This window comes from Bacillus sp. MYb209, from assembly GCF_002975175.1.
Classification (GTDB): domain Bacteria; phylum Bacillota; class Bacilli; order Bacillales; family Bacillaceae_G; genus Bacillus_A.
The window spans coordinates 72,893-94,481 of record NZ_PCNZ01000005.1 but is presented as its reverse complement, the minus strand read 5'-3'; the positions used below and the strand labels follow the sequence as shown (position 1 = coordinate 94,481).

The window sequence follows — 21,589 nt, the reverse complement described above, 5'->3', positions numbered from 1 at the left end:
ATATCGTTCATGAGAGAAGCTGTCATTGTTGCGGGAGCAAGAACACCAATTGGAAAAGCAAAGAGGGGTTCATTAAAAACAGTTCGTCCTGACGATCTAGGGGCGTTAGTAGTAAAGGAAACGTTAAAGCGTGCGAATTATGAAGGACCAATTGATGATTTAATTTTCGGTTGTGCGATGCCAGAAGCAGAGCAAGGTTTGAATATGGCTCGTAATATCGGCGGGCTAGCAGGACTTTCTTACGATGTTCCAGCTATTACAATTAACCGTTACTGTTCTTCAGGTTTACAAAGTATCGCTTACGGAGCAGAACGCATTATGCTTGGTCACTCTGAAGCTGTATTATCAGGCGGAGCGGAATCAATGAGTTTAGTTCCGATGATGGGACACGTTGTTCGTCCGAATAGTCGCCTTGTAGAAGCGGCTCCAGAATATTATATGGGTATGGGACATACAGCAGAGCAAGTTGCTGTGAAATATGGAATTTCTCGTGAAGAGCAAGATGCATTCGCGGTAAGAAGTCATCAACGTGCTGCAAAAGCATTAGCTGCAGGGAACTTTGCTGATGAAACAGTATCTGTAGATGTAACATTACGTACTGTTGGATCAAATAACAAACTGCAAGAAGAAACAATCATTTTCGCACAAGACGAAGGTGTAAGAGCAGAGACGACGCTAGACATTTTAGGTAAATTACGTCCAGCATTTAACGTTCGCGGTTCTGTAACGGCTGGTAACTCTTCACAAATGAGTGACGGTGCAGCATCTGTACTATTAATGGATCGTGAAAAAGCAGTGAGCGATGGCATGAAGCCACTTGCAAAATTCCGTTCATTCGCAGTAGCTGGTGTACCACCAGAAGTAATGGGAATCGGCCCAATCGCTGCAATTCCGAAAGCGTTAAAATTAGCTGGTTTAGAGCTATCTGATATCGGCCTATTCGAACTAAATGAAGCGTTCGCTTCTCAATCTATCCAAGTTATTCGTGAACTTGGTTTAGATGAAGAAAAAGTAAACGTAAACGGCGGTGCAATCGCACTTGGACATCCACTTGGCTGTACAGGAGCAAAACTAACACTATCCCTTATTCACGAAATGAAACGCCGCAACCAACAATTCGGTATCGTAACAATGTGTATCGGCGGCGGAATGGGAGCAGCGGGAGTATTTGAATTACTATAAAAAAAGTGGAAGCGGCTCGTTCAGAATGTGAGGGGGATGGAGCTTCAGACGTAGAGGCGCTTTTTGCCTCGTAGGAAGAAGTGAAGCCACCGAACATTCTAGCCGCTGGAACTAGATTATAAAAAAAGTGCAGGTGGCTCGCTTAGAACAAGAGGACGCTAAAGCAAAGAATGGAAGCAACAAAGGGTTATCCCGCATTAACGGGCAGTAAAACTCCCACCTCGAAATTCGGCTGGAGCAAAGAAGTTAGGTGGGAGATCAACTGCCCGTAAACGCCCGATTGGTTCAACTAATAACCAGTGGGAAGGAACAAAACCCCCACTGATTAAAGTTTCACTTTATAAAAAATAAACGTGAGAGCCAGCTTCTTTCAAAATGAGAAAAGCGGCTTATGAAAATATAAAGGAGGAAATTTTCATGGAAAAAACAGTAGGAAGTGCGGTTAAAGGCGGTAGCTTTTTAGTAGATGAGATTACGATTGATCAAGTGTTTACGCCAGAAGATTTTTCATCTGAGCATAAAATGATTGCAAAAACGACAGAGGACTTTATCGTAAATGAAGTTCTTCCGGAGCTTGAATATTTAGAGCAACACGAGTTTGATCGTTCTGTGCGTCTTTTAAAAGAAGCTGGTGAACTTGGTTTATTAGGTGCTGACGTACCAGAAGAGTACGGCGGAATTGGTCTTGATAAAGTAAGCTCAGCGTTAATCGCAGAGAAATTCTCGCGCGCTGGTGGTTTTGCAATCACTCACGGTGCTCACGTTGGTATCGGATCTTTACCAATCGTATTATTCGGTAACGAAGAGCAAAAGAAAAAATATTTACCACTACTTGCAACTGGTGAAAAATTAGCTGCATATGCATTAACTGAGCCAGGTTCAGGATCTGATGCATTAGGTGCAAAAACAACTGCACGTTTAAATGCAGAAGGTACGCATTACGTATTAAATGGTGAAAAACAATGGATTACAAACTCTGCATTCGCTGACGTATTTATCGTATACGCAAAAATAGATGGCGAGCACTTCTCAGCATTTATCGTAGAGAAAGAATACGCTGGTGTATCTACAAGCCCAGAAGAAAAGAAAATGGGTATTAAATGTTCTTCAACTCGTACGTTAATTTTAGAGGATGCATTAGTACCGAAAGAAAATCTACTTGGTGAAATTGGTAAAGGCCATATTATCGCGTTCAACATTTTAAATATCGGCCGTTATAAATTAGGTGTTGGTACAGTTGGATCTGCGAAACGTGCAGTAGAAATTTCAGCACAATATGCAAATCAACGTCAACAGTTCAAACAACCAATCGCTCGCTTCCCATTAATTCAAGAGAAACTTGCGAATATGGCAGCGAAAACATATGCAGCTGAAAGCTCTGTATATCGTACAGTAGGTTTATTCGAAAGCCGCATGAGCACATTATCTGAAGAAGAAGTAAAAGACGGTAAAGCAGTAGCAGCTTCTATCGCTGAATATGCAATCGAGTGCTCTTTAAATAAAGTATTCGGTTCTGAAGTGTTAGATTATACAGTAGATGAAGGTGTTCAAATTCACGGTGGTTACGGATTTATGGCAGAGTACGAGATTGAAAGAATGTACCGCGATTCGCGTATTAACCGTATTTTCGAAGGAACGAACGAAATCAACCGCCTAATCGTACCAGGTACGTTCTTACGTAAAGCGATGAAAGGTGAATTACCATTACTACAAAAAGCACAAAAATTACAAGAAGAGTTAATGATGATGATGCCAGAAGAAGTAGGCGATGAGCCATTAGCACTTCAAAAATATTTAGTAAAGAACGCGAAGAAAATCGGATTAATGGTAGCTGGATTAGCAGCTCAAAAATACGGTAAAGCATTAGATAAAGAGCAAGAAATTCTTGTGAATATCGCTGACATTGTAAGCAACCTATACGCAATGGAATCAGCTGTTCTTCGTACAGAAAAAGCAATTAAAACAACTGGCCTTGAAAAGAATAAACAAAAAGTGTTATACACTGAAGTATTCTGCCAAGAAGCATTCAACGAAATTGAAGCAGATGCGAAAGAAACACTTATCGCAGTTGAAAACGGCGACATGCTACGTATGATGTTATCATCATTACGTAAATTAACTCGCCACACACCACTTAACGTAATTCCGAAGAAACGTGAAATTGCTGCGAAAATTTTAGAAGATGAGCGTTACACAGTTTAATAGATGAGAGGGAACCAGTAGCCTTATGGCTACTGGTTTTTTGTTGGTGGATTCTTGAAAAGGGCTGTTGAACATATGTATTTGTAAACGGTTTTTTTAATGGAGGTAAAGGAGATGCAGTTAATAAGAGTAGGAACAGTTCATCAAATCGCATTTTTACCGCGTCTATGTCCAATTAACTGTTACTTTGTCGAAGAAGAAACAGGATTAACTTTAATTGATGCAGCTTTACCATTTTGTGCAAAGAAGATTTTAGAATCGGCTCGAAAAATAGGGAAACCAATTACGAATATTGTTATTACACATGCACATGATGATCATGTAGGAGCACTTGATGCTATAAAACAAGAACTCCCGAATGTTTCGGTCTATATTTCTGAAAGAGATGCTCGTTTACTTGAAGGAGATTTGTCACTGCAAAAGGGAGAAAGAAACACGCCAATAAAAGTGGGGGTGTCAAGAAAGATACAGACTACTCCAGATTTTCTGTTGCAGGAGGGAGATAGAATTGGTTCTCTTGTAGCGATTGAGACTCCAGGTCATACACCAGGATCAATGGCGTTTTTAGATACGAGAAATGATGCACTCATTGTTGGAGATGCGTTTCAAACGAGAGGCGGGGTGGCGGTTGCGGGGCAATTGAAGTGGCTTTTTCCGTTTCCGGTGTTCGGGACTTGGGATGCGAATATGGCGTTAACAAGCGCTCAGAAATTGCTGGAATATAAGCCGACTATATTGGCGACAGGGCATGGGAAGATGATTAAAGATCCTTTGCTACATATGCAACGAGCGATTGAAGAAGCGGAGGGGAATTTAGCAATAAAGAAGTGAAGAATGGATTAGTAACTCATATTGTAGTTTTAGTAAAAAGAACCCTCTAATAATTTAGAGGGTTCTTGGCGCCCCATACCCATCAATTTTAGAGTACTAAGTGTCTTTAAGTAAAAAAACACCATTATTTCTGCATATTTCCACAAAAAGAATAGCGTTTTTTCATTATATGGATACAAACTTATCGTAACTTGATGGATATGTATAGTGTCGGCTGTATTATAATTATGTATGTGATAAAATCCATATCTAAAAAGGAGTGCCTCTAATATGTACAAACTCAAGACAACAGAAACTAACAATAGTGTAATTGAGTTTATTGAAAGTGTTGAAAGTCTTAAAAAGCGAGAAAATGCATATCAATTATTAGATATATTTACTGAAACAACAGGATATACAGCAAAGCTGTGGGGGCCAAGTATTATCGGATTTGGTACATACCATTATAAATATGCATCCGGTCATGAAGGAGATGCCCCATTAGTAGGGTTTTCTCCTAGAAAAGCTAAAATTAGTTTGTATTTTACAGAGGGTGATCCTAGGCGTGAAGAACTATTAAAAAACTTTGGAAAATACACGTCTGGAAAATCGTGTATATACATTAATAAAATAGCAGACATTGATATTAATGTTCTAAAAGAGCTAATTAAACAATCTGTAAGTTTTTTGAAAGAAACGTACCCAAATCATTAAGGGGATTTATGGAAAGTGAATCGATTAAATAAAGGATATGTTGAACACACTTCAGAATACTTGTTTTTAGACTACAAGATAAAGATTTCATAAGGGTTTAAATTCACTCTACCACAGTAAACTAAATACAAGCCCTCGGGCTTAAAACTAGAAAGGATTTCCATAACAGGGCATCCTTTTTTCTTTTTTTGCAGTTCAGCCGAGAAATGTGTAAAACTAGGCCGTAGAGGTACATTTTTCACTAAAAGAGGTACTATGCATATCCATCAAGCCAAGAGTCTAAGGTATTCCCAAAACTAAAAAATTTTCTTTCTCTAATTGTTTATAAGAATTCGACTCATTTTTTTCGTTTTGGGGGTAACCAGTTTCGGTAGCTTGACGGTAATGTGGTGCTACTCCTAAATGATATTATTTTGCAGGCTTTAAAAAGGTATATATAGCTAAGAAAAAGCCAAAGAAAATAAATACGATAGGATCGTGATATGGATTAGGCTCAGAGCTTTTCTGGATTTCTGTAAGGAAGTCATGTGTTTTCATGTTTATCTCTCCTTCAATTAATAAGTTTTATATGATGCGAGTGTCATGGTGAATAAGCAAGATGGTGTAATAACAAATAGAAAGAATTTTTGTAAAGGTGCTACTTTTAATTTAGGTGATTGATTTGATAACTAGGATGTTATGAGTTTTCGGAGTTTTTATTTAATAATTATTATATAGTAATTTGAATTCTAAAACTATAGAATGCAGGGTTTTCACAATATGTAAAATTGCATATTATTCTTATTTTATTTTTCGTTATGTTATTTATATATTCATATTAAGAATTATAGATAAAAATGAATTAAAACAAGTGGAGGAATAGTATGAGTAAAACAGTATTAGAAGCTTATAGCGTAGAAGAGAGAACGGACAATTTAACATATAAAAATTTATTAGTAATGATAGCAAGTATTTTTGGGTTCCTATTAATAGGGGGATTATTCCTTGTTTTAGCTCTTGGGATTTATGGAGAAGAAGCAATACGTAATAATTTAGAGGTTTATTATTTAACCCTATTTGAGGCAGCTGTTGTTACTATTGTTTCATTTGCTTATAAACCAGTGCTTCATTTTATTAAGAACATTTGGGATATATCTGTTTTGAAGAATGGGAAGACATACTTGTATCTATTAATTGATGTTATTATCATTTGTTTATCACAATATTTAATGTTTGATGTGTTTAGTTTTGAAAGCCCAGAGAAACAACAAGAACAATTAGGAAACATACCTCTTCAAAATGGCATAATTCAAAGTGTTATATATATTTTAAGTACCGATATAATTACACCAGTTATAGAAGAAATTTTATTTCGAGGTATTTTATATCGGTTTTTGGAAAAAAAATATAATTTTCTAATTGGTATCATGGGTTCTTCCTTCATTTTTGGGATTCTTCATGATGGTTATCCGATTACAGCAATGATGATGGGGATTGTATTTGCTATGTTATATAAGAAGACGCAATCTATTGTACCTAGTATCATTTTACATATTGCATGGAACTTACTTGTGAGTATAAGTATGATTGCCTCTTTATAAAATTGAACGAATATTTAGCATGAAAGATGAATGGCCTAGCTATTCATCTTTTATTTTGTTTATAAGTAGGAAAAGTTAACGCATACAATCCAAAAAGAACCAAATACTAATGACGAATGAACAAAGAAAGGCAGGTATGATCTATGCAAAATTTAACAGAGCTTGAAGTGGAAAACTTACGTCATTTAATTGGTGGACATGCGACAATCATTAACAAATTGGACCAGTATGCACAGGCTTGTACAGATCCACAACTGAAACAAATGCTGCAAAAGGATGCACAAGATGCACGAAATACGAAACAGCAATTAATGACTTTTTTAGGATAGGAGGAAGAGAGAAATGAATGAAAAAGATATGGTAAACGATTATTTAGCAGGGTTAAATTCAAGTTTAACAAGTTATGCAAATTATATTTCTCAGTCTGATAATGAACAGTTACATCAAACGTTAATTCAAATTCGTAATCAAGATGAAATGCGTCAACGTAATATGTATGAATACGCAAAGCAAAAAAGTTATTATAAGCCAGCAGCACCGGCTAATCCGATGATTGTGCAACAATTAAAAAGTCAATTAAGTGCGGAATAGTGTGCTGAAAAACGAGCGAATGAAGTCGCTCGTTTTTTTGTTTTGTACATGTCAATAAATATGTAATAAATATTTTTCCAGTTGTAACAAATATGACGAAAATTGAATATAACAATTCACAAAAAGGACAAAAGTTTGTTCAATGTTTCACAAAGTATCCATGGTTTCTATCGTGGGAATCTCTATAATGAAGAGTGTAAAGAACAAAAGAAATAGATTATATGATCAATTAGGAGAGATTGCTATGAAAAGAAATACAAGAAAAATTGCAATTATCGGTACTGGATTAGTTGGATCAAGCTGTGCGTATTCCATTGTGAATCAAGGAATCTGCGAAGAGCTATTGTTAATTGATATAAATCATGAACGTGCAGTTGGAGAAGCGATGGATTTATCGCACTGCATTAACTTTACAAATACAAGAACAAAAGTATATGCAGGAAGTTATGAAGACTGCAAAGATATGGACATTGTCATTATTACAGCAGGACCAGCGCCGAAGCCTGGACAAAGTCGTTTAGACACTTTAGGAGCAAGCGCTAAGATTATGGAAAGTGTTGTTGGCGGCGTAATGGAAAGTGGATTTGATGGCATTTTCTTACTCGCATCGAACCCAGTTGACATTATTACATATCAAGTGTGGAAGCTATCTGGATTACCTAGAAATCGTGTGATTGGTACAGGTACATCACTAGATTCTTCTCGCTTAAGAACAATTTTATCTGAAATGTTACATGTAGACCCTCGTAGTATTCATGGGTATTCATTAGGAGAACATGGTGATTCTCAAATGGTTGCTTGGTCTCATGTAACTGTTGGTGGAAAACCAATTCTGCAAATTTTAGAGGAACAAAAAGAATGCTTTGGTGAAATAGATTTAGATGAAATTGTTGAGAAGACTGCAAAAGCTGGATGGGAAATTTATAAACGTAAAGGAACTACTTATTACGGAATTGGAAATTCTCTAGCGTATATTGCTCGCTCAATCTTCAATGATGATCACCGTGTTATCGCTGTTTCAGCCATTTTAGATGGTGAATATGGCGAATACGATATTTGTACAGGAGTACCAGCAATTATTACTAGAGACGGTATAAGAGAAGTGGTAGAACTGAACTTATTAGAAGATGAAGAAAGCCGCTTTGCAAAATCAAACGATGTTTTACGCGATTATATGAAAACAATTGGTTACTAAATTATAGGAGAAGGTGAAACAAATGAAGGAATATATAATGTCTCGTATGTTTAAAGCTTCTGCCGGAATCGCACAGGGTATTTTCGTATCCCTTGGAATTGGTTTACTGATCGAAAATATAGGAAGAATTGTTGATATCCCGTTACTTATTACAATCGGAGTTGTTGCAAAATCACTTATGGCACCAGCAATTGGAGCCGGGATTGCTTTTATGCTCGGTGCAAACGGACTTGTAATTTTCTCAGCGATGGTAGCTGGAGCAATTGGAGCTGGTTCAATTTCAATTACTGAAGCTGGTCTCATCATTAAAACAGGCGAACCAATTGGTGCATTATTAACAGCGACTTTAGCAGTTTATATTGGTAAACGATTAAGTGGAAAAACTGCTTTAGATATGATGCTCGTTCCATTTGCAGCAATATTAGGTTCTGGTTTAGTCGGTATTTGGTTAGCTCAAAATATTAGCCCAGTTTTAAATACAGTTGGAGCATTCATTAAAGATAGTTCAGCTGGTAGCCCATTTATCGCTTCTATCGTGATTGCTGTAGTTTGGGGACTATTACTTATCTCTCCAGCTTCATCAGCTGCTTTAGCGATAGCACTTAGCTTAGATGGTGTTGCAGGCGGTGCAGCACTTGCAGGATGTGTTGCTCAATTTATCGGATTCTCTGTTATTTCAGCGAAAGAAAATAATTTAGGTGGCATATTAGCTCAGGCACTTTGTACTCCAAAAGTACAGTTGCCGAACATTACTAAAAATCCAATGATTCTCGTCCCAACTGTCGTCGCCAGTGCTATAGTGGGCCCAGTATCAGCATTAATTTTCCAACTGGAAGCAGGAAAAGAAATTGCAGGTCTTGGATTAAGCTCCCTTATCGCACCAATTAATTTAATTTCCAGCCAAGGGTGGGAGGTTGTCCCAGCGATGATAATCACTTATATTATCATCCCAGTAGCTGTTTCTTATATACTTTACATTGCTCTTAAAAAAGCAGGTCGTATTCATTCTGGTGATATGACTGTACCGCAATCTTAATTTGAAAATCTCCTTAATATAGAGAAAAGCAGACTGAAGAAGCCACAGTCTGCTTTTTTACATTTTATGATTTTGTTTTACTGGAACTGTCACTGTTTCTTTTGCTAATAAGAGCTGGACACCGAAGTATAGTACACTTGCGAGCGTCATTCCAGAAACTGCATCTACAAAGGCATGCTGCTTCGTAAATAATGTTGATAAAATAATAAGCGTACCGAAGAAAGTAAGGATGTAATATTCCAAAGTATGCTGTTCTCTACGCTTAAAGGCAGCTAACATAATTACAAATGTCGTAAGGACATGAATGCTTGGGAAGCAGTTTACTGGATGATCAATACTATAAATATAGCGGACTAGTTCGGAAAATACATCTGTTCCAACGACGGTTGGGCGTGGTACAGTTGTCTGCCAAAAAAAATAAATCGAAAAACAAGCAAGTTTTCCAAGAATTACACTACTTAAAGTGACATAATATTGCTTTCGATCAGCAAAACAGTAATAAATAAGTGCACCGTATAAGTATGGAAACCAAAGTAAGTAAGGAATAATAAATGCTTTCACAAATGGAATCCAATCATCTACTACAGTTGTGACATCTACTGCGTGAACAGTAGATTTATTTAATACATCGTAAAGGGGACTTACGAGTACGAGTAGAAGTATATAACTTAACGGAAGAAGAGATGAAAGTTTAAATTTTTTCATGATAATCTCCTATGTTTTAGTAATGTAAATAAATTCAATTGATTATAATATAGAAAATCCAATTGGGCTATCGATTTTACTTACATTTTCTTGAATTCACCTTACATTTTTGTCACTTGACTTAAAAGAGGGGGAGGGTGCTATATGAAGCGTTCACTTTATTTCTTAGTTTTTATATTGTTATGCCTAGTGAGTACTGGGTGTGCAAAGGATAAAGAAGGAGAGAATTTAGAATATAACGGGAGAGCACTCGTCATTGGAGTTGTTGGTGAAAAGCCGAAAGATACATTTAGAAATATAAAGTTTGAAAAAGTGAAGTTAGAAGAGATGCGGGAGAAATCAGCAAAAGTTGATGGTTTTCTCGTCATGAAAGAATATTTTCAAGAAGCATCAAAGGAACAGTATACGGACTTATTTTTATCGTTAAAGAAGCCGGTGTTTTTTATTGGTTTACAAGATAGACCGTATTTGATTTTTACTGAAAAAGATTTAGATTTTGACAATGCTCCAAGGGATAGGGCAATGATGTATACGCAAGGTTTTGTGAATATGGGAAGACCCGAAGGACAATATTGGGGTATAGGATTATATAATGATACGGTTTCCAATCAAAATATTCATAATATGTATATAGTAGTATTTCAAACCATTTCGGATTATTTAAGTCGATGATGAAGGAGCCTGTAAAAGGGCTTCTTATTTTTTAAATAAACGTTTGTTTAAGAGATATGTTCGGTATAGAAAATCATGTTTTTCAACGGTGATATAGAAAAACATGAAATTAATCAAACGTTTGTTTAAGAGGTATGTTTGGTATGGGAAAAATCATGTTTTTCAACGGTGGATGTAGAAAAACACGAAATTAATCAAACGTTTGTTTAAGGTATTTGTTCGGTATGAAAGAATCTACGTATTCCAAAGGCTGAGGTAGAAAAATATGAAATTAATCAAACGTTTGTTTAAGATATATGTTCGGCGTGGGATGAGAAAAAACTTTTAAAAAAATTATATATTTATTTTTTCTTAATAAATGGCGGAAAAATAAGAAAAATTAGCAGGATTATTAAAAATTATCACGAAATAAGTAAAAGTTTAGCGAATAATCGTTTGAAATAATAAAATGTTTTCTATATGATAAAGGTAAAGGTTAGTAAAAAAGTAGGTGAATTTATGACAGTAACATTTTATTCATATCCAAAGTGTGGCACATGTCAAAAAGCAAAGAAATGGTTTGAGGCAAACGATGTAGCATATGAGATGATTCATATTGTTGAAAATCCACCGTCAAAAGAAGATTTACGTAATTTACATGAGAAAAGTGAATTACCATTAAAAAAATTCTTTAATACAAGTGGTATGCGTTACCGCGAACTTGGTTTAAAAGATAAGTTAAAGGATGCAAGCGAAGACGAAATGTACGAGCTTTTAGCATCTGATGGCATGTTAATTAAACGTCCAATTGTAACAGATGGAACGAGTGGAACACTTGGTTTTAACGAAGAGCAGTTTGAAAGTGTGTGGAAAAAGTACCAATAAGGTATTTTTACATAATTAATACATTCACTGGAGGTACAGTCATGAGCATTCCAAATAATTTACGTTACTCTGAAGAACACGAATGGGTAAAAACAGAAGGTAATGCGGTTGTTATCGGTATTACTCATTTTGCGCAAGGTGAGTTAGGCGATATCGTATTCGTTGAACTTCCTGAAGTAGGTGCAACAATTCAAGCTGACGAGCCATTCGGAAGCGTAGAATCTGTTAAAACAGTTTCTGAATTATACGCACCTGTAAGTGGTAAAGTTGTAGCAGTAAACGAAGAATTAAGTGACCAACCAGAACTAGTTAACGAATCTCCATACGAGGGTGCATGGATGGTTAAAGTTGAACTTTCTGATGCAAGCCAAGTTGAGAAGTTATTAACTGCAGAAAAATATGCAGAAATGACAAACCAAGACTAATTATAGTCGAAGAAAAAGGACAGCCTTTGTGCTGTCCTTTTTTATTTTATGTACATAATAAGTTTTAAATCACATATAAATGAATCAGCTATTAGGGGAATAACTTCTCTTCGGTAAGATTTCATGTGTTTTTTGTGCGAAAGAACCTTAGCCAACAGGGCTAAACAGTCGGTTCCGCTTTTCGTTATGATCCAGCTCCAGCGGCTAGATTGTTCGGTGGCTCCGCGTCTTCCTGCGAGGCAAAAAGCGCCTCTACGTCAGAAGCTCCATTCCCCTCACAATCTAAACGAGCCGGTTCTGCTTTTCGTTATGATCCAGCTCCAGCGGCTAGAACAGTCGGTCATTTCACTCCTTCACTTGAGGCAAAAGGCGCCTCTAGTTCAGGAGTTCCAATGCCCTCTTGTTCTGAGCGATCCGCTTCCGCTTTTCTTTTGCAAAAATAAACAGGAAACAACATGAAAATAACGAATATACTATATACTAAGTTAAAGGTTGTATAGTATATGGTGATCGGGTGATGACATATGATTTATGTGGAAAAAGTCATTATTGTAGAAGGTAAATCGGATAGAAGAAAGATTGAATCTATTATTCGTGAACCAGTGGAAATTGTTTGTACAAATGGTACAATTGGTTTGTCGAAAATGGATGAGCTCATTGATCAATTTTTTGATAAGGACGTATATGTGCTAGTGGATGCTGATGATGCAGGAGAAAAGTTAAGGAAACAATTCCGAAAAGAATTTCCGCAAGCAGAGCATATTTATATTGATCGCTCGTATCGCGAGGTGGCGACTGCACCTTCTTCACATTTAGCAAATGTGTTATGGGGAGCTGACATTGACGTTTATACAGAATATTTACGGTAAGGAATGATAGAAGTGATTGATTGGACAGGTGCCGAAGCTACAGCCCTAATAGGAAATGAAGAAAAAACAGTGTTATATGTGTATACACCAATGTGTGGAACATGCCAATTAGCAAAGAAGATGTTAACGGTCGTCGAGATGACGATTGAAGATTTGAAAATTGGAATGTTAGATTTAAATTATGCCCCGCATTTAGCGAAAGAGTATGGGATAGAAAGTGTACCGTGTTTACTTATTTTTGAAAATGGGACACTGATGAAGAAAATATATGCATTTCATTCGGTTGAATATTTATATACGGAATTAAAGTAGGCGGCAAAGTTTTTGCCGCCTCGACATATTTCTTGGGAAATATGTCGACATGCGTGATAGATACAGTATTTGTCGAGCGAAAGTAACAGGATTGCTCTTTAATAAGAGGGAATGGTATGTAATAGAAAGTGATATGAGGGATGTGATTTAGGATGAAATTATATTCTTTGCTGCAATCATTTGTAAATTACGCTAATGGTCAATATCATTTAGAACCGCTTTTAAGGCAAGGAGAAAGAACTGTTAATTTTCGTTTTGGAGATGAATGCTGTTCGTTACAAATTTCAAGAGATTATATAGAACTTTTGAAAGAGGCGAGAGGAACGGAACAAATCGTTTGTTTAGAGGAAGAGGATGTACAAAAATTAGTGACTGGAAATATGAGGTTGCAAAAGTTAATGAGTGATGGACGGGTACAATATTCTGGAACGTATCGAACGATGTTATTAGTTGAATCGATGTTTCATATATGTAAACCGATGTCAGTCGGAGCTTAAAATTCTGAAGTTTCTTTTTTTACGAAAATTTCTGTTGACACAGCATGTGGATATTGATACAATTCAATTCATAAAATATAGACAATTTCATAAATTTTAAATCAGACGAAAATTTAATCTGATTTCTCTTATTAAGAGAGGTGGAGGGACTGTGCCCTGTGAAGCCCGGCAACCGTCAACTTATGTTGAAATGGTGCCAATTCCTGCAAAGCAAATGCTTTGAGAGATGAGAGAGAGGGATAATGTTGTTATATACGCATATAAACCTTTCTGCTTCTCTAGAAGCGGAAAGGTTTTTTTGTTGTTTGAATGCGGAGGACATTCAAACAGCAAGATGAGCAGTAGCGATAGATTACACGCATCAAAAATAAAAAATTGCGGAGTAAATCTAAAATCTTTATGAAATCTAGCTCCAGCGGCTAGAACAGTCGGTCGTTTCATCCCTTCCTATGAGGCAAAAAGCGCCTCTACGTCAGGGATTCCAACGCCCTCTTGTTCTAAACGAGCCGCTTGCGCTTTTTATTTAAAAAAGGGGTGATACACCATGATTTTATTAGAGAATGTAAAGAAAATATATAAGGCAAAAAGCGGTGATGTCACTGCTGTAGATAACGCCAACTTACAAATAGAGAAAGGCGAAATATTTGGTGTTATCGGATATAGTGGCGCTGGGAAAAGTTCTTTAATCCGATTGTTTAATCAGTTAGAGAAACCAACGTCTGGGCAAATTACAATTGCGAATCGTGTGATTTCAGCAATTACTGGAAATGAACTTCGTAAGGCAAGACAAGAAATCGGAATGATTTTTCAGCATTTCAACTTACTTTGGTCACGAACTGTGCGTGAAAATATCGCATTCCCACTTGAAATTGCAGGTGTCGATAAGGCGGAGAGAAGAAAACGTGTCGATGAGTTAATTCATCTTGTTGGATTAGAGGGAAGAGGAGACGCGTACCCATCTCAGCTAAGTGGTGGACAAAAGCAGCGCGTCGGGATTGCAAGAGCGTTAGCTAACAATCCACAAGTACTTTTATGTGATGAAGCAACGTCAGCTCTTGATCCGGAAACGACGGATCAAATTTTGGATTTATTGTTAGATATTAATAAGCGTCTCGGATTAACAATTGTATTGATTACGCATGAGATGCACGTTATTCGCAAAATTTGTAATCGAGTTGCTGTAATGGAGAAAGGGAAGATCGTAGAAACGGGTCCAGTACTTGACGTATTCCGTAATCCACAGCAAGACATTACAAAACGATTTGTACAGCAGTTAACTGATTCTGAAGATACGAATGAAACGATTGAAAGTTTAATAGAAAAGTATCCAGATGGAAAAGTAATTCGTTTGCAGTTTGTCGGTGAAGCGGTAGAAAGACCGGTACTTCAAAGGTTAATGCAGCGCGGTGATATAGAAGTTAGCATTTTGCAAGGAAATATCGCACAAACGAATAACGGCTCTTACGGAAGTTTAGTCGTTCATTTAAATGGTGAAGAAACAGCAATCCAGCAAGCAATAGAAGGGATTCATCAAGATCAAGTAGAGCTGGAGGTGATTGCACATGGATAAGTTAATCGCAAATGTTGATTGGAATCAAATGTTAGAAGCAACTGGTGAAACGTTATATATGACGGCAATCGCAGCGCTTGCCACATTTGTTTTAGGACTTATTTTAGGACTATTACTCTTTATGACAGCGAAAGATAATTTATGGGAAAATAAAGCGATTAATACGGTGATTGGAGCGTTTGTAAACATTTTCCGTTCTATACCGTTCATCATTTTAATTATTTTATTAATCCCATTCACAAAGATTCTTCTTGGAACAATTCTCGGAGCGAGTGCAGCGCTGCCAGCTTTAATTATTGGAGCGGCACCATTTTACGCGAGAATGGTTGAAATCGCACTTCGTGAAATTGATAAAGGTGTAATTGAAGCTTCAAAAGCAATGGGAGCAAAAACAAGCACAATCATTTTGAAAGTATTAATTCCAGAAGCGTTACCAGCATTAGTATCTGGTATTACGGTAACGACAATTGCTTTAGTAGGTTATACAGCAATGGCAGGTGTTGTTGGTGCTGGTGGCCTTGGAACACTTGCTTATTTAGAAGGGTTCCAGCGAGGAAATAACGATGTAACAATCGTTGCGACAATTTGTGTATTACTAGTTGTATTTTTCATTCAGTGGATTGGTGATAGTGTAACGACTCGAATAGATAAAAGATAATGAAAAACGGGAGGGTATTTCAAATGAAAAAATTATTACTTACAGCACTTATTACAACTTCGATTTTTGGGCTAGCTGCTTGTGGTGGGAAAGATAAAGATGAAAAGAAACTAGTTGTTGGTGCTTCTAACGTACCGCACGCTGTTATTTTAGAAAAGGCAAAGCCGTTACTTGAGAAAAAAGGAATTGAGTTAGAAATTAAAAAATTCCAAGATTACGTGTTGCCGAATAAATCATTGGCGGATAAGGATTTAGATGCAAACTACTTCCAGCACATTCCGTATTTAGAAAAAGAAATTAAAGATAAAAAATATGATTTTGAAATAGCGGGGAAAATTCATTTAGAACCAATTGGCGTGTACTCTCAAAAATATAAGAGCTTAAAAGAACTTCCAGACGGGGCGACAATTATTATGAGTAATTCTGTTGCTGATCATGGACGTGGTTTAGCAATTTTACAAAAAGAAGGCATTTTAAAAATTAAAGACGGAGTAGATCCAGTTAAAGCGACTCCGAAAGATATTGCAGATAATCCGAAAAACTTAAAATTCAAAACGGATATCGAGCCTGGTTTATTACCACAAGTGTATAACAATAAAGAAGGCGATGCAGTTCTAATTAACTCTAACTATGCAATTGATGCGAAATTAAATCCAGAAAAAGACGCAATTGCAATTGAAGGTAGTGATTCACCGTACGCAAACGTAGTAGCAGTTCGTAAAGGCGATAAAGATAAGAAAGAAATTAAAGCTCTTGTAGAAGTGCTGCATTCTAAAGAAATTGAAGATTTTATTAATAAAGAATATAAAGGGGCAGTTGTTCCTGTAAAAGAATAATCGTTTGAAGAAGGGCTGGTGTATGCCGGCTCTTTTTTCTAACTACATAACTATAGGGGAGAAGGGGAGACGTCATATGAAAAAGATTATACTGTCAGCTGTTACAGCACTGTCTGTATTTACATTAGCTGCCTGCGGGGGGAAAGAGGAGAATAAGCTTGTTGTTGGAGCTTCTAACGTGCCGCACGCTGTTATTTTAGAGAAAGCACAACCGATATTAGAGAAAAAAGGTATTAAATTAGAGATTAAAAAATTCCAGGACTATGTGTTACCGAATAAAGCGTTAGCGGATAAAGAAATTGATGCGAACTACTTTCAACACATTCCGTATTTAGATAAAGAAATTCAAGAAAAAGGATATAAAATTGTAAACGCAGGAAAAATTCATTTAGAGCCAATGGGCATTTATTCTAAGAAATATAAAAGCTTAAAAGAGCTTCCAGATGGAGGAACGGTTATTATGAGTAATAACGTAGCTGAGCGTGGTCGTATGTTAGCGTTGTTACAAAAAGGCGGCGTTATTAAATTAAAAGACGGTGTAGATGTTGTTAAAGCGACAGTAAAAGATGTTGTAGAAAACCCGAAAAATTTAAAGTTTAAAACAGATGTAGAACCTGGACTTTCACCGAAGCTGTACGAAAACAATGAAGGTGATGCTTTATTTATTAATTCAAACTACGCAATTGATGCAAAATTAAATCCGAAAAAGGATGCAATTGCAATTGAAGGATCAGACTCTCCTTATGCAAATATTATTGCAGTTCGTAAAGGCGATGAGAAGAAAAAAGAAATTAAAGAACTAGTAGAAGTACTACATTCAAAAGAAATTCAAGATTTTATTAATAAAGAATATAAAGGTGCTGTACTTCCGGTAAATGAATAAGTGCAGGAAAGGACTGGAAATTACCAGTTCTTTTTTCTTTATATAAATAAGAAGAAAGGTGTATCATATAAGGATGCAAGGGAAATACTTATATACATTTGTGAAAAAATTGTTACATTTTTTCAGCGTTTGCGATATCATTTTATTTGATATAAGATTAGAATGAGAATAAAATGAGAATATGAACGTTTTAGTAATTTTTAAAATGTATATATAGGATTAATGGAGGTATTGAGATGGCTGGTTCTACATTAACGGTTAAAGACTTACATGTATCAATTGATGGCAAAGAAATTTTAAAGGGTGTAAACCTTGAAGTAAAAGGTGGAGAAATCCACGCAATCATGGGACCTAACGGAACAGGTAAATCAACTTTATCTTCTGCAATTATGGGTCACCCAAAGTATGAAGTAACAGAAGGTAGCATCATCATCGACGGTGAAGATGTATTAGAAATGGAAGTAGACGAGCGCGCGCAAGCAGGTCTATTCCTAGCAATGCAATATCCAAGTGAAATTAGCGGAGTAACAAACGCTGACTTCTTACGTTCTGCAATTAATGCACGTCGTGAAGAAGGCGAAGAAATTTCTCTTATGAAATTTATCCGTACATTAGATAAAAACATGGAATTCCTAGAAATGGATCCAGAAATGGCACAACGTTACTTAAACGAAGGTTTCTCTGGTGGTGAGAAAAAACGTAACGAGATTCTTCAATTAATGATGATTGAGCCAAAAATCGCAATCTTAGATGAAATCGACTCTGGTCTTGATATCGATGCATTAAAAGTTGTATCTAAAGGTATTAACCAAATGCGCGGTGAAGATTTCGGTTGCCTAATGATTACGCATTACCAACGTCTATTAAACTACATCACTCCAGACTTCGTTCACGTTATGATGAACGGTCGTATCGTTAAATCTGGTGGCCCTGAGCTTGCACAACGTCTAGAAGCTGAAGGTTACGACTGGATTAAAAAAGAATTAGGTATTGAAGACGAAACAGCAGAGCAAGAAGCGTAAGAGAGGAGCATAAACATGACAATCGGTACATTACCTTTCGATCAAGAAACAATCCGTCAGCGCGCAAGCGAAGTAAACGAAGCTGCTTGGTTGACTGAGTTCCGCTTACAAGCTCTTGCACAAGCAACTGAACTTCCAATGCCAACGCCTGATAAAACGAAAATTGACAAATGGGACTTTATCGGAAAAGGCGACGCTGCTAAGCAAGAGCCTGTAAGTTCTTTAACAGAGCTTCCAGAGGCAGTGAAAAACTTAATCGATGAAAATAACAGCGTATTGGTACAACGTACTGGTACAACTGCGTTCGTTTCTTTAGCAGACGAAGCGAAAGAAAAAGGTGTTATTTTTACAGACATCGTAACAGCTGCAACAGAGCATACTGAACTAGTACAAAAGTACTTAATGAAAGACGGCGTGAAAGTAGACGAACATCGTCTAACTGCACTTCATGCTGCATTAATCAACGGCGGTGCATTCGTATATGTTCCGAAAAACGTTGTTCTTGAAACTCCACTTCAAGCTGTATTCTTAGTAGACGGCGAAGAAGCTAACGTATATAACCACGTATTATTCGTAGCTGATGCGAACAGTACTGCAACTTATGTAGAAAACTACGTTGCAAATGAAAATGCTAAAGGTATTGCAAATATCGTAGCAGAAGTAATCGTGGAACAAGGCGCACAAGTGAAATTCGGTGCGGTTGATTTATTAGCGAAAGATGTAACAACTTACGTTAACCGCCGCGGCATTGTTGGACGCGACGGCCGTATTGATTGGGCTCTAGGCCTTATGAATGACGGAAATACAATCTCAGAGAACGTTACGAACTTAATGGGCGACGGATCATTTGCTGATACAAAAACAGTAACAATTGGCCGTGGTAACCAAACACAAAACTTTACAACTAAAGTTGTTCACTTCGGTAAACACTCTGAAGGTTGGATTTTAAAACACGGAGTACAAAAAGATAGTGCAACATCTATCTTTAATGGAATTGGTAAGATTGAACACGGTGCATCTAAATCAAATGCACAACAATCTTCTCGCGTTCTTATGTTAGATGAGAAAGCTCGCGGTGATGCAAACCCAATTCTTTTAATCGACGAAGATGATGTAATGGCAGGTCACGCAGCTTCAGTAGGCCGCGTAGATCCATACCAATTATACTACTTGATGAGCCGTGGGATTCCAAAACGCGAAGCAGAACGTTTAGTCATCCATGGATTCTTAGCACCTGTAGTAAATGAGCTTCCAATTGAAGGAGTAAAAGCACAGCTTGTTGAGGTAATTGAAAGGAAAGTTCGCTAATGAATATTCATGAAATACGCAAACAGTTTCCAATTCTTGATCAAAAAGTGAACGGCAAACAACTTGTTTATTTCGATAGTGCAGCAACTTCTCAAAAACCAATTCAAGTCATTGAAACGTTAGAACGTTATTATAAAGAATATAATTCTAACGTGCATCGCGGTGTTCATACGCTCGGTACGAAAGCTACCGACGCGTATGAAGGTGCACGTGAGAAAGTTCGCAAGTTTATTAATGCGAAATCAATGGAAGAGATTATTTTCACGCGCGGAACGACAACTGCATTAAATACAGTAGCAGCTAGCTATGGTCTTGATAATGTAAAAGAAGGCGATGAAATCGTCATCTCTTACATGGAGCACCATAGTAACATCATTCCGTGGCAACAAGTTGCGAAGAAAACTGGCGCAACTTTAAAATACCTTCCGCTTCAACTAGACGGTACAATTTCTTTAGAAGATGTTCGTCAAACAGTTACACCGAATACAAAAATCGTTTCTATTATGCACGTGTCAAACGTACTTGGAACGATTAACCCTGTAAAAGAAATCGGAGCAATCGCACATGAAAACGGTGCAATCATGATCGTTGATGGAGCACAAAGTGCACCTCATATGAAAGTGGATGTACAAGATTTAAACTGTGATTTCTACGCATTATCTGCTCATAAGATGTGCGGACCAACAGGTGTCGGCGTATTATATGGTAAGAAAGAATTGCTAAACAATATGGAACCAATTGAATTTGGTGGTGAAATGATTGATTTCGTAGACTTACAAGAGTCTACTTGGAAAGAGCTTCCGTGGAAGTTCGAAGCAGGTACACCGATTATCGGTAATGCAATCGGACTTGGTGCGGCAATTGATTTCTTAGAAGAAATCGGTCTTCATAATATTGAAAAGCATGAACATGAATTAGCGCAATACGCTTTAGAAAGACTATCAGAAGTAGATGGCGTTACAATTTATGGTCCAAAGCATCGCGCTGGTCTAGTTACATTTAATATTGAAGACGTACATCCTCACGATGTAGCAACTGTATTAGATGTAGAAGGCATTGCGGTTCGCGCAGGACATCACTGTGCACAACCACTTATGAAGTGGCTAAAAGCTTCTTCAACAGCACGTGCGAGCTTCTATTTATATAATACAAAAGAAGAAATTGATACATTTGTTGAATCGCTAATCAAGACAAAGGAGTATTTCACAAATGTCATTTAATAATTTAGATACGTTATATCGTCAAGTTATTATGGATCATTACAAAAATCCTCGTAACCATGGCGTGTTAGAAGATAGTGTTACCGTTAACTTGAACAATCCAACTTGCGGCGATCGTATTCAACTTACGATGAAAGTAGAAGAGGGTATTGTACAAGAAGCGAAGTTTGAAGGCGAAGGATGTTCAATTTCAATGTCTTCAGCTTCAATGATGACACAAGCAGTAAAAGGAAAGAAAATTGAAGAAGCACTTCAGCTTTCTAAAATTTTCTCTGACATGATGCTAGGAAAAGAGTATGATGACAGCATTGATTTAGGAGATATTGAAGCATTACAAGGCGTATGCAAGTTCCCGGCACGTATTAAATGTGCAACATTAGCGTGGAAAGCGTTAGAAAAGGGCTTAAACGAAGATAAGTAATGTTAAAGGTTCCTAAA

25 protein-coding genes and 1 riboswitch are annotated in these 21,589 nt (G+C 36.9%); of the genes, 23 read left to right on the top strand and 2 right to left on the bottom strand.

The window, feature by feature from the left end:
* Positions 1 to 9: 9 nt before the first annotated feature.
* From CQZ94_RS11685 to CQZ94_RS11665, 4 genes are all read left to right on the top strand, one after another.
* Positions 10 to 1,182, top strand: coding sequence for an acetyl-CoA C-acetyltransferase (locus CQZ94_RS11685; protein ID WP_001206343.1), 1,173 nt, complete (start codon positions 10 to 12; stop codon positions 1,180 to 1,182).
* Positions 1,183 to 1,599: 417 nt separating this feature from the next.
* Complete coding sequence (locus CQZ94_RS11675) at positions 1,600 to 3,384, top strand: acyl-CoA dehydrogenase family protein (protein ID WP_105585521.1); 1,785 nt, start codon at positions 1,600 to 1,602, stop codon at positions 3,382 to 3,384.
* Between the two features lie 114 nt (positions 3,385 to 3,498).
* On the top strand, positions 3,499 to 4,215 hold the full coding sequence (locus CQZ94_RS11670; protein WP_105585520.1) for an MBL fold metallo-hydrolase: 717 nt from the start codon (positions 3,499 to 3,501) through the stop codon (positions 4,213 to 4,215).
* A gap of 270 nt (positions 4,216 to 4,485) precedes the next feature.
* Entirely contained in the window at positions 4,486 to 4,908 is a 423-nt protein-coding gene (locus tag CQZ94_RS11665) for a DUF1801 domain-containing protein (protein WP_105585519.1), read from the top strand.
* A gap of 408 nt (positions 4,909 to 5,316) precedes the next feature.
* Here CQZ94_RS11665 and CQZ94_RS31710 read toward each other — a convergent pair whose 3' ends face one another.
* Entirely contained in the window at positions 5,317 to 5,445 is a 129-nt protein-coding gene (locus CQZ94_RS31710; protein WP_255832848.1) for a hypothetical protein, read from the bottom strand.
* Positions 5,446 to 5,771: 326 nt separating this feature from the next.
* On the opposite strand from CQZ94_RS31710, the gene CQZ94_RS11660 reads away from it, so the two are divergent.
* The 5 genes from CQZ94_RS11660 to CQZ94_RS11635 all read left to right on the top strand — a co-directional run bounded on the left by CQZ94_RS11660 (position 5,772) and on the right by CQZ94_RS11635 (position 9,310).
* Positions 5,772 to 6,488, top strand: coding sequence for a CPBP family intramembrane glutamic endopeptidase (locus CQZ94_RS11660; protein WP_105585518.1), 717 nt, complete (start codon positions 5,772 to 5,774; stop codon positions 6,486 to 6,488).
* A gap of 143 nt (positions 6,489 to 6,631) precedes the next feature.
* On the top strand, positions 6,632 to 6,817 hold the full coding sequence (locus CQZ94_RS11655) for a hypothetical protein (protein ID WP_001180550.1): 186 nt from the start codon (positions 6,632 to 6,634) through the stop codon (positions 6,815 to 6,817).
* 13 nt (positions 6,818 to 6,830) lie between these two features.
* Positions 6,831 to 7,079, top strand: coding sequence for a spore coat protein (locus CQZ94_RS11650; protein ID WP_002015950.1), 249 nt, complete (start codon positions 6,831 to 6,833; stop codon positions 7,077 to 7,079).
* Between the two features lie 244 nt (positions 7,080 to 7,323).
* Positions 7,324 to 8,274 (top strand): L-lactate dehydrogenase, encoded by a 951-nt coding sequence (locus CQZ94_RS11640; RefSeq protein WP_242234667.1) that lies wholly within the window; start codon positions 7,324 to 7,326, stop codon positions 8,272 to 8,274.
* 22 nt (positions 8,275 to 8,296) lie between these two features.
* On the top strand, positions 8,297 to 9,310 hold the full coding sequence (locus CQZ94_RS11635) for a PTS sugar transporter subunit IIC (RefSeq protein ID WP_105585516.1): 1,014 nt from the start codon (positions 8,297 to 8,299) through the stop codon (positions 9,308 to 9,310).
* Positions 9,311 to 9,367: 57 nt separating this feature from the next.
* On the opposite strand, the gene CQZ94_RS11630 is transcribed toward CQZ94_RS11635, so the two are convergent.
* Positions 9,368 to 10,015, bottom strand: coding sequence for a phosphatase PAP2 family protein (locus tag CQZ94_RS11630; RefSeq protein ID WP_105585515.1), 648 nt, complete (start codon positions 10,013 to 10,015; stop codon positions 9,368 to 9,370).
* A 144-nt stretch (positions 10,016 to 10,159) separates the two neighbouring features.
* On the opposite strand from CQZ94_RS11630, the gene CQZ94_RS11625 reads away from it, so the two are divergent.
* The 14 genes from CQZ94_RS11625 (at position 10,160) to sufU (ending at position 21,572) form a co-directional block, all read left to right on the top strand.
* On the top strand, positions 10,160 to 10,687 hold the full coding sequence (locus CQZ94_RS11625) for a hypothetical protein (RefSeq protein ID WP_105585514.1): 528 nt from the start codon (positions 10,160 to 10,162) through the stop codon (positions 10,685 to 10,687).
* Between the two features lie 498 nt (positions 10,688 to 11,185).
* Positions 11,186 to 11,551, top strand: a complete 366-nt coding sequence (locus CQZ94_RS11620; RefSeq protein ID WP_105585513.1) for an arsenate reductase family protein — start codon at positions 11,186 to 11,188, stop codon at positions 11,549 to 11,551.
* Positions 11,552 to 11,592: 41 nt separating this feature from the next.
* Positions 11,593 to 11,976, top strand: a complete 384-nt coding sequence (gene gcvH, locus CQZ94_RS11615; protein ID WP_000026895.1) for a glycine cleavage system protein GcvH — start codon at positions 11,593 to 11,595, stop codon at positions 11,974 to 11,976.
* A 524-nt stretch (positions 11,977 to 12,500) separates the two neighbouring features.
* Positions 12,501 to 12,845 (top strand): toprim domain-containing protein, encoded by a 345-nt coding sequence (locus tag CQZ94_RS11610; protein WP_000640865.1) that lies wholly within the window; start codon positions 12,501 to 12,503, stop codon positions 12,843 to 12,845.
* Between the two features lie 3 nt (positions 12,846 to 12,848).
* A complete protein-coding gene (locus tag CQZ94_RS11605) occupies positions 12,849 to 13,157 on the top strand; it encodes a thioredoxin family protein (RefSeq protein ID WP_002015940.1) in 309 nt (102 codons plus the stop codon).
* Positions 13,158 to 13,309: 152 nt separating this feature from the next.
* On the top strand, positions 13,310 to 13,654 hold the full coding sequence (locus tag CQZ94_RS11600; RefSeq protein WP_002015939.1) for a hypothetical protein: 345 nt from the start codon (positions 13,310 to 13,312) through the stop codon (positions 13,652 to 13,654).
* Positions 13,655 to 13,779: 125 nt separating this feature from the next.
* Positions 13,780 to 13,887: riboswitch (SAM riboswitch) on the top strand.
* Between the two features lie 311 nt (positions 13,888 to 14,198).
* The gene (locus tag CQZ94_RS11595; RefSeq protein WP_061673671.1) at positions 14,199 to 15,224 is read left to right on the top strand and encodes a methionine ABC transporter ATP-binding protein; all 1,026 of its coding nucleotides are present in this window, start codon (positions 14,199 to 14,201) and stop codon (positions 15,222 to 15,224) included.
* Positions 15,217 to 15,882 carry a methionine ABC transporter permease gene (locus CQZ94_RS11590; protein WP_071770926.1) on the top strand — a complete coding sequence of 222 codons (666 nt, stop codon included), beginning with the start codon at positions 15,217 to 15,219 and terminating at the stop codon, positions 15,880 to 15,882. The genes CQZ94_RS11595 and CQZ94_RS11590 overlap by 8 nt, the downstream gene beginning before the upstream one ends.
* Before the next feature lie 23 nt (positions 15,883 to 15,905).
* Positions 15,906 to 16,718, top strand: coding sequence for a methionine ABC transporter substrate-binding lipoprotein MetQ (gene metQ / locus CQZ94_RS11585; protein ID WP_105585511.1), 813 nt, complete (start codon positions 15,906 to 15,908; stop codon positions 16,716 to 16,718).
* 76 nt (positions 16,719 to 16,794) lie between these two features.
* Positions 16,795 to 17,601 carry a methionine ABC transporter substrate-binding lipoprotein MetQ gene (gene metQ, locus CQZ94_RS11580; protein WP_105585510.1) on the top strand — a complete coding sequence of 269 codons (807 nt, stop codon included), beginning with the start codon at positions 16,795 to 16,797 and terminating at the stop codon, positions 17,599 to 17,601.
* 236 nt (positions 17,602 to 17,837) lie between these two features.
* Positions 17,838 to 18,623: a Fe-S cluster assembly ATPase SufC gene (gene sufC, locus CQZ94_RS11575; RefSeq protein ID WP_002112662.1), complete on the top strand. Its 786-nt coding sequence runs from the start codon at positions 17,838 to 17,840 to the stop codon at positions 18,621 to 18,623.
* 15 nt (positions 18,624 to 18,638) lie between these two features.
* Positions 18,639 to 19,931 carry a Fe-S cluster assembly protein SufD gene (gene sufD, locus CQZ94_RS11570; RefSeq protein ID WP_105585509.1) on the top strand — a complete coding sequence of 431 codons (1,293 nt, stop codon included), beginning with the start codon at positions 18,639 to 18,641 and terminating at the stop codon, positions 19,929 to 19,931.
* Positions 19,931 to 21,151 (top strand): cysteine desulfurase SufS, encoded by a 1,221-nt coding sequence (sufS, locus tag CQZ94_RS11565; RefSeq protein WP_002015930.1) that lies wholly within the window; start codon positions 19,931 to 19,933, stop codon positions 21,149 to 21,151. The genes sufD and sufS overlap by 1 nt, the downstream gene beginning before the upstream one ends.
* Positions 21,141 to 21,572 (top strand): Fe-S cluster assembly sulfur transfer protein SufU, encoded by a 432-nt coding sequence (gene sufU, locus CQZ94_RS11560; protein ID WP_000009523.1) that lies wholly within the window; start codon positions 21,141 to 21,143, stop codon positions 21,570 to 21,572. Before sufS ends, sufU begins: the two co-directional genes overlap by 11 nt.
* Positions 21,573 to 21,589 lie beyond the last annotated feature (17 nt).